The following is a 13,133-nucleotide window of genomic DNA, read 5'->3' as shown; positions in this document are numbered from 1 at the left end:
TCCCGGCCATCGTCATCCCACCTTGGACGGTGGGTGGTTGGATGGCCATCGAGGCGTTCGACCACACACCGGCCCCGTGGCTCCCGGGTACGTTGCCTTCATGTATGCCACGCGAGTCTCACGGCGGGTGCAGGCCTCTCCCGCCGCCGTCTACCGGGCCCTGGTCGACCCGGACGCGGTGGCGCAGTGGCGCGTCCCGGCCGGCATGACCGGTCACGTCCACACGTTCGACGTCCGTGAGGGCGGCACGTTCCGGGTGTCCCTGACGTACGACGAGCCGGGCGCCCGGGGCAAGTCGGGCGTCCGCACGGACATCTACAAGGGCCACTTCGCCCGGCTCGTGCCCGGCCGTCTGGTGGTCGAGGTGCTCGAGTTCGAGACCGACGACGACACCCTGCACGGCACGATGACGATGACCACGTCGCTCACCGAGGCGGACGGCGGTACGGAGGTCGTGATCGTGCACGAGGGCATTCCCGAGGGGGTGCCGCGCGCCGACAACGAGCTGGGTACGCGCACGGCCCTGGACAACCTCGCCCGGCTGGTGGAGGGCGGCGCGTAGGGTCACCGGCCGGCGCCGCGGGCCGCCGCGACCGCCTGTCCGGCGTACCCGCGCCCGAACAACACTGTGTGCACCAGCAGCGGGAAGAGCTGGTGCAGCCCGATACGGCCGGCCCAGCCGTCGGCGAGAGGCGCGACTTCCTGGTATCCGGCCAGCACCCGGTCCAGATGCGGGCAGCCGAACAGGTGGAGCATCGCCAGGTCGGTCTCCCGGTGCCCGCCGTGCGCGGCCGGGTCGATCAGCCAGGCCTCGCCGTCCGCGCCCCACAGTACGTTGCCGTTCCACAGGTCGCCGTGGAGCCGAGCGGGCGGTTCGGCGGGGCCGGCCAGCTCGGGCAGCCGCTCCAGGGCGCCTTCGATCACGGCCGCCTCGGCGGTGCGCAGGGTGCCGTCGTCGACCGCGCGGCGCAGATAGGGCAGCACACGGTACTCGGCGTACCAGCGCGGCCAGTCGGGGCCGGGAACGTTGCGCATCGGCGCGAGCCCGATGTACGCCTCCCGCGGTCCGCCGGGCGGCGGGGCCCCGAACGCGGGCGCCCCGGCGGCATGGAGCGCGGCCAGGTCGCGGCCGAACCGGGCCGCCGCCCGCGGGCTCGGCCGGCCGGGGGGAACCCGGTCGGTCACCAGCCAGCGCCGGTCGTGGCCGTGCACCGCCGGGACCCGCACCGCGCCCGCCTCGGCGAGCCAGCGCAGTCCGGCGGCCTCGGCCCGCACCGCCCCCGGATCGTCGCCGCGCTTGACCACGACCACCCGGCCGCCGTCGAGTGTCACCTCGGTGAGGGCCCCGGACAGCGGGCGCCGGCCGGTCACCGGCCGCTCGGTCAGCCGGGCGGCCGCGGCACCCGGATCGTCGTCGGCGCCGGCCGTCGGACGGCCGGTCATACGGCGAGGCGCTCGCGCACCCAGGCGAGCAGACCGGGCATCGCGGCCTCGATCATGGCCAGCACCTCGTCGAACCCCTCCGGGCCGCCGTAGTACGGGTCGGGCACGTCGAGGTCGCCGGTCGCGTCCGGGTCGAAGGAGCGCAGCAGCCGCACCCGGGAGGGGTCGTCGACAAGTCGCCGTAGCGCCTTCTCGTGACCGCCGTCCATGGCCAGGAACAGATCGGCGTCCAGGTGCTCGGCCCCGACCTGCGCGGCGACGTGCTCGACCGGGTAGCCGTGCCGGGCGAGCACCTCACCGGCCCGCTCGTCGATGGCCTCTCCGACGTGCCATGGGCCGATGCCGGCGCTGGTGACCCGCACCGCGTCCTCGAGCCCTTCCCGGCGCAGCCGCTCGGCGAACACCAGCGCGGCGGACGGCGAACGGCAGATGTTCCCGCTGCAGACGAAACAGATGTGCACGGCCCCAGGGTACGAGCCCCCTGCCTCGGCAGGGGCAGGAGGCCGCAGCCTCGCCGCACGGCCGTGGGCGCGTGGCCGGCCGGTCAGCCGGACCGTTCCCCGGGCGCGCCGGCCGCCACCGGTTCCCGTGCGTGCACGTGGTAGACGTGGAAGGCCCGCCCGATGACCGGCTGGGCGACATTGCGGACCCGGACGCCGCCGCTGGTCATGCCGTTCTCCGTACCGGCGTGCGCGTGGCCGTGCACGGCGAGGTCGGCGCCGGCCGTGTCGATCGCCTCGGCCAGCAGATAGCTGCCGAGGAACGGGTAGATCTCCAGCGGCTCACCGGCGAGCGTCTCCGGCACGGGGGAGTAGTGGGTCAGCGCGATCCGTACGTCGCACCCCTGCTCGCCCAGCTGCTCCAGCGACGTACGCAGCCCGTCCGCGCAGCGGCGGGTGTACCGGACGAACTCCTTCATCAGCGGTTCGCCGAACTCGCCCGCGCAGCGGCCGACGAAGCCGCCGCCGAACCCCTTGGTGCCGGCGACACCGACGCGCGCCCCGCCGCAGGGCACGACGACACCGCGTCCCTCCAGGACCTGGGCGCCGGCGTCCTCCAGGACGGCGGTGACCTCCTCGGGCCGTTCGTCGTGGTGGTCGTGGTTGCCGAGGACGGCCACGACCGGCACCGGCAGGTCCCGGATCTCCCGTGCCACCACCCGGGCCTCCTCCGGCGTGCCGTGCCGGGTGAGGTCCCCGGCCAGCAGCAGGACGTCGGCGCACTCGGGCAGCGTGTCGAACGCGGGCCGGAGCGTGCCCTGGCTCTCGGGTGCCATGTGGATGTCTCCGACGGCTGCTATCCGGATCATGTGAGGTCCTCCGCGCGGTCGGGGGAGGAGGCGTCGGCGACGACGACGTCGCAGTGGACCCGGTTGCCGGCCAGCTCCTCGTCGACGACGCGGCAGATCTCGTCCCGGCATTGCGCTGTCGGAACGGTGCCGGTCAGCAGCACCGTCTCGCCGCGCACCTCCAGCCGCACACCCAGTTCGGCCAGGGGGCCGGCGGCGATCCGCTCCTTGAGACGGGCGACGCGGTACTCCAGGTTGTCGCCGGCGCCCGGAGCGCCGGACGACCGCTCTGCGCCGTGGTTGCTCATGGCTGCTCCTTCTGCGGGGCGATGACGTCGAGGCGTTCGAGAAGGAAGAAGAAGGCGGCGGGCATGGGCTCGTCCCCGCACTCCCGCCGGACGCGGTCCCAGTCGACCTTCTCCCGCAGCGCACGGGCGACCGGCAGTACGGCCCCGAAGTCGCAGTGGTGCTCGGAGAAGGCGCCGATCAGGCTCCACAGCAGATCGGTCGGTGAGAGGACGGGCATGCGCACCGAGTCGACCGGCAACTCCTCGGCCCGGGTGAGCATCTCCGGGGAGACGGGCTGGTGGGCCAGTTCGAAGATGATGTCGACGTCCTGGTCGAAGCACTTGGCCTTGATCAGCCAGTCCTCGGGCGGGGCGTAGACGGTCAGGCCGCCCTCGCGCAGCGTGTCGGCGACCCCTTCGGCGTCGGCGGGCCGTACGCAGAAGTCGGCGTCGTGCTGCAGGTTCTCGCTGCCGCCGTGGGCGTAGGCGGCCACGCTTCCGGCCAGCGCGAAGGCGTGCCCCTTCCGCTTCAGCAGGGCGCCCACCTGCTTGGCCGCCTCCAGGATGGCCTGGTTGCGGTCACGGGGCAGGTGCCGGTCCGGCGGCTCCGGTCCGTGGGGTGCCGGCTGTCCGCCCCCGTCCGCCGCCGGACGAAGGTCGGGGGGTCCCGCTCGCCGGGCGGGAGCCGCGTCGCCTCCGTTCCGAGTCATGACCACTCCATTCACCGAACCGAACAGTCGGCTGCCTGGCCGGGCAGGACGGCCTTCCGCGCCCCGGTCGGGTACCCGGCGCACCCGCTCCGACACGGTGTGAGCGGTCCTCCGCGGCGGGGCGCGTGCTGCTCAGGCGGTGCGCAGGGTCCTCTTGGCGAGTTCGTAGGCGGGGAGCATCTGCTGGTGCTCCCCGGTGTCCAGGCCGCCCAGGTGCAGGACGACCGGGCCCTTGGAAGTGCTGACGGCCAGGGCGCGTTCCTGCTTCGACTCGTCGAGGACCTCGCTCCTGCGGAGGTACTCGACCTCGACACCCTCGAGCCCGCCCGCCTCGAACGGGCGGTACTTCTCCTTGCTCACGGCGCCCTCGGCGGCCACGAAGGCCCGCAGCACCGTACGCGCGTCACCCGCGCCCGGGGCGCCGGTCCACACGCGCAGGAAGCCGATGTTCCCGGCGGGCTTGGCGTCGATCTCGCACACGGCGGTCACCGGGCCCTGGCGCAGGAGCACGTCGGCGGCCTCCTCGGCGGCGGGGGAGTCCCCGGCCGTCCGGTCCACGGCCTCGGCCTTCCAGTCCGCGGCGATGTCGAAGGTGACGGGAAGCTCGCAGGCCGAACCGCGGGCGCCGACGGAGCCCCCGCTGCGGGCGGCAGCCGTCTCGTCCGCCGCCGTGGCGGACGAGACGGCTGCCGGAGCCGCGCCGTCCACCGATTCCGACGCCCCCGAACAGGCCGTCAGCGCCCCGCCCAGCAGCACCAACACGGCCGCCGCACCCCGCCACGCCGTCCCCGCCCCGGTTCCCACCACGTCTCTCCCCGTCCTCGTCGGCGCGTCACTGTAACCGAGCGTGGTCCGCATGCCTTGAGCGCCCTGCCCCGGGTACGTGGGTGGGGCGGTCGGGGCGGCCGGGCACGGAAGAGGGCAGGCCCACGAGGGGAGCGCACAGGTGACGACCCAGCGGGTTCACTCCCCCGTTGTACGTCCCATGCGCCGATCGCCGCGCCGTGAGAGATTGACCAGACCGATGCCCTTCTAGGGCATTTTGTTCACTCGGCTCGCCCGGTGCGAGCCCACGCCCGCCGACCCGCGCATGCCCTGCGCGCTTCCCGCGGCCCGGACGGCACGGGCCCGGCGGCCACGCTCGGCGGGCGACGACCGGCATCTCGGACAGCACACGGCCGCGGCGTACCGCGGTACGGCCGACAAACAGAGGAAACGGTACTCATGAGTGAGGCCATGAAGAAGGCAGCGCAGAAGGTGACCGACGCCCTGCGGGGCGACGGCGCGGGACCGGAGGAGGGCATCCCCGGCAAGCCCGGTCCCGAGTCACCGTCCGTCGCCGAGCCGACGGAGCCCAGGGAGCCGCTGCCGCCCAAGCCGGACCAGTCCGGCCCGGACACCTACTCCCCGACGGGACAGCCGACGGGTGCGGACCAGGCCAGGATGGCCCAGGCCGGGAGCTACCTGACCACCGCCCAGGGCGCACGCCTCTACGACACCGACCACTCGCTCAAGGCCGGGCCCCGCGGTCCCGTCCTGCTGCAGGACCACCACCTGCGCGAGAAGATCATGCACTTCGACCACGAGCGCATCCCCGAGCGCGTGGTCCACGCCCGCGGCGCGGCGGCGCACGGTGTTTTCACGGGCTACGGGACGGCGGCCTCCGTGACCAAGGCGGCCTTCCTCGCCAAGGACGTCGAAACCCCGGTCTTCGTACGGTTCTCCACCGTGCTGGGCTCCCGGGGGTCGGCCGACACGGTACGGGACACCCGCGGATTCGCGACCAAGTTCTACACCAGCGAGGGCGTCTTCGACCTGGTCGGCAACAACATCCCGGTCTTCTTCATCCAGGACGCCATCAAGTTCCCCGACGTCATCCACGCCGGCAAGCCGCACCCGGACCGGGAGATCCCCCAGGCGCAGAGCGCCCACGACACCTTCTGGGACTTCGTCACCCTGCACACCGAAGCCACCCACCACACGCTGTGGAACATGTCCGACCGGGGCATCCCGCGCTCGTTCCGGACGATGGAGGGCTTCGGCATCCACACCTTCCGCCTGGTCGACGCCGAGGGGAAGACGACACTGGTGAAGTTCCACTGGAAGCCGAAGCTGGGCGTGCACTCGCTGGTGTGGGAGGAGGCGCAGATCATCAACGGCGTCGACCCCGACTTCCACCGCCGGGACCTCGCCGACGCCATCGAGGCGGGCGCCCACCCCGAGTGGGAACTGGGCATCCAGACCTTCCCCGACACCCCCGAGCAGACCTTCGAGGGCATCGACCTGCTGGACCCGACGAACATCGTCCCCGAGGAGCTCGCCCCCGTGCAGCCCATCGGACGGCTCGTCCTCAACCGCAACCCGTCGAACTTCTTCGCGGAGACCGAGCAGGTCGCCTTCCACCCCGGCCATCTCGTGCCCGGCATCGACATCACCGACGACCCGCTGCTCGCCGGACGCCTGTTCTCCTACCTGGACACCCAGATCACTCGCCTGGGCGGCCCCAACTTCGGGCAGATCCCGGTCAACCGCACGCACGCGCCGGTCAACGACATGCTGCGCGACAGCTTCCACCAGACGGCCGTGCACCGGGGCGTCGCGCCCTACCGTCCCAACTCCCTGGACGGCGGCTGCCCCTTCACCGCGGGCGCGGACACGGGGGCGTACATCGAGACGCCCGTACGCGTCCCGGAGGGGAAGAAGGTCCGCGAGGCGCCGGAGACGTTCGCGGACCACTTCAGCCAGCCGCGCCGGTTCTGGCTCAGCATGAGCCCGGTGGAGCGCGAGCACATCATCGGCGCCTACACCTTCGAGCTCGGCAAGTGCTACGAGCAGGCCGTCAAGGAACGGGGCCTGCAGGTCCTGGCCAACATCGACCCCGAGCTGTGCGCGGAGGTCGCCAAGGGCCTCGGGCTGCCGGCGCCCCGGCCGACCGTGCCCCTGGCCGACGTGCGGCCCAGCCCGGCGCTGTCCCAGGTCGGGCACACCTGGCCCACGGACGGCAGGATCATCGGCATCGTCGCCGGGCCGGACGGCGACCTGGACGGCGTGCGCGCCGTGCGCGAGGCCGTGCTCGCCGGGGGCATGGTCCCCCTCGTCATCGCGCCGTCCGGCGGCAAGCTCAGCAACGGCGACGGGGCGCTGACCGTCCAGCGCACCTACGCCACCGCGCGGTCCGTCGAGTTCGACGCCGTCCTGATCGCCGGTACGCCGGGTGTGGGCACCGACGCCTACGGGGCCCGCGACGCCAAGTCCGGCCTGCCCTCCGTACAGCAGGCGACCCACGACCCGCGCGTCAGCCTGCTGCTGTCGGAGGCCTTCCGGCACGGCAAGGCGATCGGCGCCTGGAAGGGCGCCGAGGCCGCGCTCGAGGCGGCCGGTGTGCCCACCGACGCGCCCGGCGTGATCCTCGGCGACAGCGGCACCTCCACACTGGAGCAGATCACCCGGCTCCTGGGCGCCCACCGCGTCTGGGAACGTTTCCCCTCCGGGGCCTGACCGGCACCGGTACTTTGCGGACCAGGCCGCCTTCGGCGCCGTGCACATGGCGAATGTGGCAGAAGCCACGCCCCGAAGGCGGCCTGCGTCATATTTTTCCCCGAGGGTCGGGAGCTACCGTTTCACAAGTCCTTTTCATCCGTGAACAGCTCGAATGGCCCGGCAGTGCACGAAGATCTCTCCCCGCTCATCGCCGCCACCACCCACTGGCTGACCAGCGCCTACCCGGAGTCCGGCGGCGCGCTCGCCGCCGCCCTCTGCGAGGTGCAGGCGCGCCAGGCGGTCACGGTCGCGGCCTGGCTGCGCTACCCGACGCCCATGGACGCCGCTCTGGTCACGATGGCCGGCCCCGGAGGCTCGGCCCGCCTGGACTGGATCACCGGCGCGGACGGCGCCGAGACCGACGATCCGGACGTCCACGCCTGGCGCACCTGGGTCGACGAGGTCGTCGCGAGCTGGGCCGCCTGCCTGCTCACCGACGCCGAACTGGCCGACCGCGCGGTGGACGCGCTCGCCGACCCCTCGGTCGCGCCGATCGAGTTCCGCCGCCTGCTCGCCCCCGACGACAGCGACCGCCGCGCGGCGGCACTCCTCCGCCACCCCGACCTCCTGTCCCCGGTGGCCACCCTCCACCACGCCGAACTCCTCAGCCGCCTCACCTCGGGCCCGGCCCTGGCAGCCTGAGCCGACATGGCGGCCGGCCGCCCGTACCCACGGCGAACTTCCTGTGCCACTGGTCCCGGGGCGGCCCCGGTGACCTGTGCCGCACCCGGCCCGTGGGGCGGGTGCGGCGATCGGGTCCGGGCGTTTGGCCGTTTCTCGGCCGTGGACGACTGGCTCGCGGCGGCGGCCTTCGGTCCCGGGTGGCCGGCCTGTACGAGCCGAGCCCGGTCCCCGCGGCCCGAGCCCGCGTGCGGGCCCGCTTCCGGCGGCGCGCCGGTCGGGTTCCGCCACCGACGACAGTGACCGGCGCGCGGTGGTGTGCCACCGGGCCCGCGGCGGTCGATCGGCCGGCCCTTGTGGTCCACGCCCGCCGGGCGGGCCCGGGCCCGTGTCCGGCAGGTACCGGGAGCGTGGTGCCAAGGCGTGTTCACCGGGATCCCAGCGCCTCGCCCACCGCCTTTCGTGCCGTCGAGAGGGCCGCTGTGCGGTCCGAGGGGATCAGGCCGATGCGGGTGCGGCGGTCGAGGAGGTCGGACTCGTCGAGGGCGCCCTCGTGGCGGAGGGCCCAGACGAGTTCGGCGTGGGTGACGGGGTGGCCGTCCAGGACGGGTTCGCGCAGGCGTGGATTCCGGGCGCCCAGGGCGTGGACGGCCGGGGCCTCGGCGCCGTAGCGGCGGACCAGACGGCGCGGTGCCTGGAGGGTGGCCAGCAGCTGTGGCGAGGCGGCGCCCACCAGGGGCAGGGCGGCCGTGGGGGAGGGGCCCGCGGTCAGGCGGTGCGTGGCGACGGCGGTGTCGACCGCGTCCTCGGCCATACGCCGGTAGGTGGTCAGCTTGCCGCCGACCACGGTGATCACGCCGTCCGCGGAGGTCAGCACCGCGTGCCTGCGGGAGATGTCCGCGGTCCGCGGCGCCGCGCCGGACCCGGCCGCCGACGTGGTGTCCAGCAGCGGACGCAGACCCGCGAACGCGCCGGCCACGTCGTCGCGGTGGACGGAGACGTCCAGGGCGGAGGCCAGCACGTCGAGCAGGAAGCCGATGTCGGACTCGGGGACCTCCGGCACATCCGGGATGTCGCCCTCGACGGGTTCGTCGGTGAGCCCGACGTAGACCCGGCCGTCGCCCTGCGGCAGCACCAGCACGAAGCGGTTGGTCTCCCCGGGCACCGGGATGTGCAGCCCGGCCGGCAGCGGGCCGAGCCGGTCGGCGCGCAGTACGAGGTGGGTGCCGCGCGAGGGCCGTACCCGGATGCCGTCCACCAGGCCGCCCGCCCACACTCCGGAGGCGTTGATCACGGCGCGGGCCCTGATCTCTCCCTCCTCACCGGTCAGTTCGTCCCGCACCCGGGCACCGGAGCCGGTGAGTCGCAGTGCTCGTACCCGGGTCAGGATCCGCGCGCCGCGTCCCGCCGCCGTACGGGCGATCGCGGTGACCAGGCGGGCGTCGTCGGTGAGCCGGCCGTCCCAGGACAGCAGGCCGCCGCGCAGGCCCGCGCCGCGCAGGGCGGGCGCGAGGTGGCGGGTCTCCACCGCGGAGAGCCCGCGTGGCGCCGGCAGTGTGGCGCGGGCGGTGCGCGCCGCCATCCGCAGTCCGTCGCCCGCGCGGAAGCCGGCCCGGGCCAGGGCGGCCTGACCGCGCGAGACCAGCGGGGTGAGGGGCAGGACGAACGGCTGCGCGCCGACCAGGTGGGGAGCGGTGCGTTCCATCAGCACCCCGCGCTCCACCGCGCTCTCGTGCGCGACGTCGAGCTGCGCGGAGGCGAGGTAGCGCAGCCCGCCGTGGACGAGTTTGGAGCTCCACCGGGAGGTGCCGAAGGCCAGGTCGTGGGCGTCGATCGCGGCGACGCTCAGTCCCCGCGCCGCGGCGTCCAGCGCGGCCCCGGCACCGGTCGCGCCGAGACCGACCACCAGGACGTCCACGGTCTCACCGCCGACGGTCCGGGCCAGTTCGCGCGCACGGCGCTCGGCGGTGAGGGAGGTGCCCGGGGCCGTACGGCCGGGAACGGCGGGGCTGCTGCCGGAGCTCATGGTGTCAGGGTCCTCTCCAGGATGGTCCGCAGTTCCGCGAGAAGCGCCTCGCTGTCCAGGGCGGGGTCCTCCTCGTCGGTCATCGTGCGCAGCGACAGCGCGAAGGACTGGACGACCAGCAGCAGGGACCGGGCCTGCCGTTCGGCGTGCCCCGCGCGCACCGATCCGTCGGCGTGACCCTCGCGCAGGAGGCCGGCGAGCAGTTCGAGCAGGGCCTCCTGGCTGGCTCCGCGCCGGTCCAGCACGTAGGGGAGCAGCAGCTCGGGGTCCACGTCGACGATCTTGCGGAAGAGAGGGTGGGCACGGAACGCCTTCACCCCGGCCACCAGCCCCTCGACGAGCAGCGTCCGGGTGTCCGTCCCGGGCCGCCGTTCAGGCATCGCCCGGTCGGCCACGCCGATCCACTCCCGGGTCATCAGGTCGCCGACCAGGGACCGCACATCGGGCCAGCGCCGGTACAGCGTCATCCGGGACACGCCCGCCCGCCGGGCCACGTCGGTCAGGGTCGTACGGCGGACCCCGACCGCCAGGACGCAGTCGCGCACGGCGTCGAGCACGGGATCGCTGTCCGAGCGGGCCGTACGCACCGAGCCCGCCGAACCGTTGTGACGAATAGGCGTCATGTGTCACAGTGTAACGCCACGGTGCGACGCCGCGGCACCCTTCGACACGACCGGTGAGGAACAACCCCATGGACATGCTGTGGAGCGGCTGGGGCGACCCGGCCAGGGCCACACCGCTGCCCGGCACGGTGACCGGCCTGCTGCGCGACCTGCTCGGCGTCAGGCCCCGCGCCACCGGACCGGTCGCCCTGGACGCCATCCCCGTCCCCGCCTCACCGCTGACCGACGGCGCACGCCGCGCCCTGCGCGAGGCCGTCGGCGACGACGAGCACGTCCGCACCGACGCCGAGTCCCGCATCCGCCACACCCGCGGCAAGTCCACCCCCGACCTGCTGCGGATCCGACGCGGCGACGTCACCGACATCCCGGCGGCCGTGGTCCTCCCCGCGGACCACGACGACGTACTCGCCGTACTGCGCGCCTGCGCCGCGCACGACCTGGCCGCCGTCCCGTTCGGCGGCGGCACCTCCGTCGTCGGCGGCCTCGCCCCTGAGCGGCGGCGCCCCTTCGTCGCCCTGGACCTGCGCCGGATGAACCGGCTGCTCGCCCTCGACCCGGTCTCCCGCACCGCCACCCTGCAACCCGGACTGCGCGCCCCCGAGGCCGAGGCGCTGCTGGCCGAACACGGCTTCACGCTAGGCCACTTCCCCCAGTCCTACGAGTGGGCCACCATCGGCGGATTCGCCGCTGCCCGCTCCAGCGGACAGGCCTCCGCCGGCTACGGTCGCTTCGACGAGACGGTGCTCGGCCTCACCCTCGCCACTCCCGAGGGCACCCTCGAGGCCGGCCGCGCTCCGCGCTCGGCGGCCGGCCCGGACCTGCGCCAGCTCGTCCTCGGCTCCGAGGGGGCCTTCGGCGTCATCACCTCGGTGACCGTGCGCCTGCGCCCGCTGCCGCAGACCCGCCTCTACGAGGGCTGGCGCTTCCCCTCCTTCGAGGCGGGCGCCGCGGCCCTGCGCCGGCTCGCCCAGGACGGGCCGCGGCCGACCGTCCTGCGCCTGTCCGACGAGACCGAGACGCTGATCGGCCTCGCCCAGCCCGACGCCATCGGCTCCCTGGGCGCCCGGCAGGACACCGGCTGCCAGGCGATCGCCGGCTACGAGGGCACCGCGGAGGACACCGCCCACCGCAGACAGCGCGCCGCGGCCGTGCTCGGGGAGTGCGGCGGCACCTGTCTCGGCGAGGAGCCCGGCGAGCGCTGGGCCCGCGGCCGCTACTCGGCGCCCTACCTGCGCGACTCCCTCCTGGACGCGGGCGCGTTCGCCGAGACCCTGGAGACCGCCGCCTTCTGGTCCCGTGTCCCGGGGCTGTACGCCGCCGTCCGCGAGGCGCTCACCACCACGCTCACCGCGGCCGGCACCCCGCCCCTGGTGATGTGCCACATCTCGCACGTCTACGAGAACGGCGCCTCGCTGTACTTCACCGTGGTCAGCGCCCAGGGCGAGGACCCGGTGGCACACTGGGCGCCCGCCAAGCGGGCCGCGAACGAGGCGATCATCGCGTCGGGCGGCACCATCAGCCACCATCACGGTGTCGGCACCGACCACCGCGACGGATACGTCCGGGAGGCCGGTCCGCTCGGCGTCGAGGCCCTGCGGGCCGTCAAACGGCGCCTGGACCCCGCCGGCCTGCTCAACCCCGGCGTCCTGCTGCCCCTCGACTGACACCTGCCCCACCACCGACCCGCGTCCCGCCCCGGAGGCCCACCGATGCGACAGTTCACCGCCATCGTCAACCCCACCGCGGGCGGATCCGCCGGGGCCGCGGCGCTGCTGCGGGTGGCCAGGGCGCTGAGGGAGGCCGGCGCCGGACTGGAGACCGAGTACAGCCGCAGCCTCGCCCACGCCCAGGACCTCGCCCGCCGGGCCGGGCAGCAGGGCCGCGTCGTCCTCGCCGTGGGCGGCGACGGCATCGCGGGCGGCGTCGGCGGGGCCCTCAGCGGCACCGACACCCTCTTCGGTCTCGTCCCGGCCGGGCGCGGCAACGACTTCGCCCGCGCGCTCGAACTGCCCGCCCAACCGGACGAGTTGGCCCGGATCCTGCTGCACGGCGCCCCGCGCCGGGTCGACACCGTCGAGGTGGAGTCGGCCGCCCGCCCGCGCACCGTCGTCCTCGGCAGCGTGTACGCGGGCGTCGACGCGCTCGCCAACCGGCACGCCAACCACTCCAGGCTGCTGCGCGGCGCCGCCTCCTACTACGCCGGCGGACTGCGGGCCGTCGCCACCTGGCGGGCGGCCGGCTACCGCGTCACCGTCGACGGGGAGGAGCACACCCACCGCGGCTACACCGTGGTGGCCGCCAACTCGCCCTACTACGGCTCCGGACGCATGATCGCCCCCGGCGCCCGTGTCGACGACGGCCTGCTCGACGTGGTGATGATCCGTCACGCGCCGCGCCGGCTCTTCTTCGCCCTGATGAACGAGCTGAAGTCCGGCGCGCACGTCGACCGCCCCGAGGTGCGGATCCTGCGGGGCAGACAGATCCGTATCGAGGCCGACCGCCCCGTGCCCTACGGCGCCGACGGCGAGGTCGAGGCCGTCCTGCCCGTCACCGCCCGGGTCCTCCCCGGCGCGCTCGCCGTGCTCTGCTGACCGG

General features: G+C 74.3%; 13 protein-coding genes. 5 read left to right on the top strand and 8 right to left on the bottom strand.

Annotation, left to right across the window (positions count from 1 at the left end; translation table 11 throughout):
- The first annotated feature begins 100 nt into the window (after window positions 1-100).
- Window positions 101-562 carry an SRPBCC family protein gene (locus ACX25U_RS01170; protein ID WP_454388220.1) on the top strand — a complete coding sequence of 154 codons (462 nt, stop codon included), beginning with the start codon at window positions 101-103 and terminating at the stop codon, window positions 560-562.
- Window positions 563-564: 2 nt separating this feature from the next.
- On the opposite strand, the gene ACX25U_RS01165 is transcribed toward ACX25U_RS01170, so the two are convergent.
- From ACX25U_RS01165 to ACX25U_RS01140, 6 genes are all read right to left on the bottom strand, one after another.
- Complete coding sequence (locus tag ACX25U_RS01165) at window positions 565-1,443, bottom strand: fructosamine kinase family protein (RefSeq protein WP_454388219.1); 879 nt, start codon at window positions 1,441-1,443, stop codon at window positions 565-567.
- A complete protein-coding gene (locus tag ACX25U_RS01160; RefSeq protein WP_454388217.1) occupies window positions 1,440-1,904 on the bottom strand; it encodes a low molecular weight protein-tyrosine-phosphatase in 465 nt (154 codons plus the stop codon). Before ACX25U_RS01160 ends, ACX25U_RS01165 begins: the two co-directional genes overlap by 4 nt.
- Window positions 1,905-1,987: 83 nt before the next feature.
- Window positions 1,988-2,752, bottom strand: coding sequence for a metallophosphoesterase family protein (locus ACX25U_RS01155; protein WP_454388215.1), 765 nt, complete (start codon window positions 2,750-2,752; stop codon window positions 1,988-1,990).
- Entirely contained in the window at window positions 2,749-3,039 is a 291-nt protein-coding gene (locus ACX25U_RS01150) for a BON domain-containing protein (protein ID WP_454388213.1), read from the bottom strand. The genes ACX25U_RS01155 and ACX25U_RS01150 overlap by 4 nt, the downstream gene beginning before the upstream one ends.
- On the bottom strand, window positions 3,036-3,728 hold the full coding sequence (locus tag ACX25U_RS01145; RefSeq protein ID WP_454388211.1) for a hypothetical protein: 693 nt from the start codon (window positions 3,726-3,728) through the stop codon (window positions 3,036-3,038). The genes ACX25U_RS01150 and ACX25U_RS01145 overlap by 4 nt, the downstream gene beginning before the upstream one ends.
- A 132-nt stretch (window positions 3,729-3,860) precedes the next feature.
- Complete coding sequence (locus tag ACX25U_RS01140; RefSeq protein ID WP_454394748.1) at window positions 3,861-4,532, bottom strand: lipoprotein; 672 nt, start codon at window positions 4,530-4,532, stop codon at window positions 3,861-3,863.
- 420 nt (window positions 4,533-4,952) lie between these two features.
- Here ACX25U_RS01140 and ACX25U_RS01135 point away from each other — a divergent pair, with 420 nt between their 5' ends.
- Together ACX25U_RS01135 and ACX25U_RS01130 are read left to right on the top strand one after the other, a co-directional pair.
- Window positions 4,953-7,226 (top strand): catalase, encoded by a 2,274-nt coding sequence (locus ACX25U_RS01135; protein WP_454388209.1) that lies wholly within the window; start codon window positions 4,953-4,955, stop codon window positions 7,224-7,226.
- A 165-nt stretch (window positions 7,227-7,391) separates the two neighbouring features.
- Window positions 7,392-7,910, top strand: coding sequence for a hypothetical protein (locus tag ACX25U_RS01130; protein WP_454388207.1), 519 nt, complete (start codon window positions 7,392-7,394; stop codon window positions 7,908-7,910).
- 406 nt (window positions 7,911-8,316) lie between these two features.
- On the opposite strand, the gene ACX25U_RS01125 is transcribed toward ACX25U_RS01130, so the two are convergent.
- On the bottom strand, window positions 8,317-9,915 hold the full coding sequence (locus tag ACX25U_RS01125) for a glycerol-3-phosphate dehydrogenase/oxidase (protein ID WP_454388205.1): 1,599 nt from the start codon (window positions 9,913-9,915) through the stop codon (window positions 8,317-8,319).
- On the bottom strand, window positions 9,912-10,538 hold the full coding sequence (locus ACX25U_RS01120) for a TetR/AcrR family transcriptional regulator (RefSeq protein WP_454388203.1): 627 nt from the start codon (window positions 10,536-10,538) through the stop codon (window positions 9,912-9,914). Before ACX25U_RS01120 ends, ACX25U_RS01125 begins: the two co-directional genes overlap by 4 nt.
- A 68-nt stretch (window positions 10,539-10,606) precedes the next feature.
- Here ACX25U_RS01120 and ACX25U_RS01115 point away from each other — a divergent pair, with 68 nt between their 5' ends.
- Both ACX25U_RS01115 and ACX25U_RS01110 read left to right on the top strand, forming a co-directional pair.
- Complete coding sequence (locus tag ACX25U_RS01115) at window positions 10,607-12,202, top strand: FAD-binding oxidoreductase (RefSeq protein WP_454388202.1); 1,596 nt, start codon at window positions 10,607-10,609, stop codon at window positions 12,200-12,202.
- 45 nt (window positions 12,203-12,247) lie between these two features.
- Window positions 12,248-13,129 carry a YegS/Rv2252/BmrU family lipid kinase gene (locus tag ACX25U_RS01110; RefSeq protein ID WP_454388201.1) on the top strand — a complete coding sequence of 294 codons (882 nt, stop codon included), beginning with the start codon at window positions 12,248-12,250 and terminating at the stop codon, window positions 13,127-13,129.
- Window positions 13,130-13,133 lie beyond the last annotated feature (4 nt).

It is taken from the genome of Streptomyces sp. JNUCC 63, assembly GCF_054366325.1.
This window is presented reverse-complemented; position numbering and strand designations above follow the sequence as displayed.

Excerpts from the sequence above, each read along its gene's own strand:
- ACX25U_RS01125 (WP_454388205.1), bottom strand. The coding sequence starts at position 9,915 with ATGAGCTCCGGCAGCAGCCCCGCCGTTCCCGGCCGTACGGCCCCGGGC.
- ACX25U_RS01165 (WP_454388219.1), bottom strand. The coding sequence starts at position 1,443 with ATGACCGGCCGTCCGACGGCCGGCGCCGACGACGATCCGGGTGCCGCG.
- ACX25U_RS01170 (WP_454388220.1), top strand. The coding sequence starts at position 101 with ATGTATGCCACGCGAGTCTCACGGCGGGTGCAGGCCTCTCCCGCCGCC.
- ACX25U_RS01120 (WP_454388203.1), bottom strand. The coding sequence starts at position 10,538 with ATGACGCCTATTCGTCACAACGGTTCGGCGGGCTCGGTGCGTACGGCC.
- ACX25U_RS01110 (WP_454388201.1), top strand. The coding sequence starts at position 12,248 with ATGCGACAGTTCACCGCCATCGTCAACCCCACCGCGGGCGGATCCGCC.
- ACX25U_RS01135 (WP_454388209.1), top strand. The coding sequence starts at position 4,953 with ATGAGTGAGGCCATGAAGAAGGCAGCGCAGAAGGTGACCGACGCCCTG.
- ACX25U_RS01155 (WP_454388215.1), bottom strand. The coding sequence starts at position 2,752 with ATGATCCGGATAGCAGCCGTCGGAGACATCCACATGGCACCCGAGAGC.
- ACX25U_RS01115 (WP_454388202.1), top strand. The coding sequence starts at position 10,607 with ATGGACATGCTGTGGAGCGGCTGGGGCGACCCGGCCAGGGCCACACCG.
- ACX25U_RS01150 (WP_454388213.1), bottom strand. The coding sequence starts at position 3,039 with ATGAGCAACCACGGCGCAGAGCGGTCGTCCGGCGCTCCGGGCGCCGGC.
- ACX25U_RS01145 (WP_454388211.1), bottom strand. The coding sequence starts at position 3,728 with ATGACTCGGAACGGAGGCGACGCGGCTCCCGCCCGGCGAGCGGGACCC.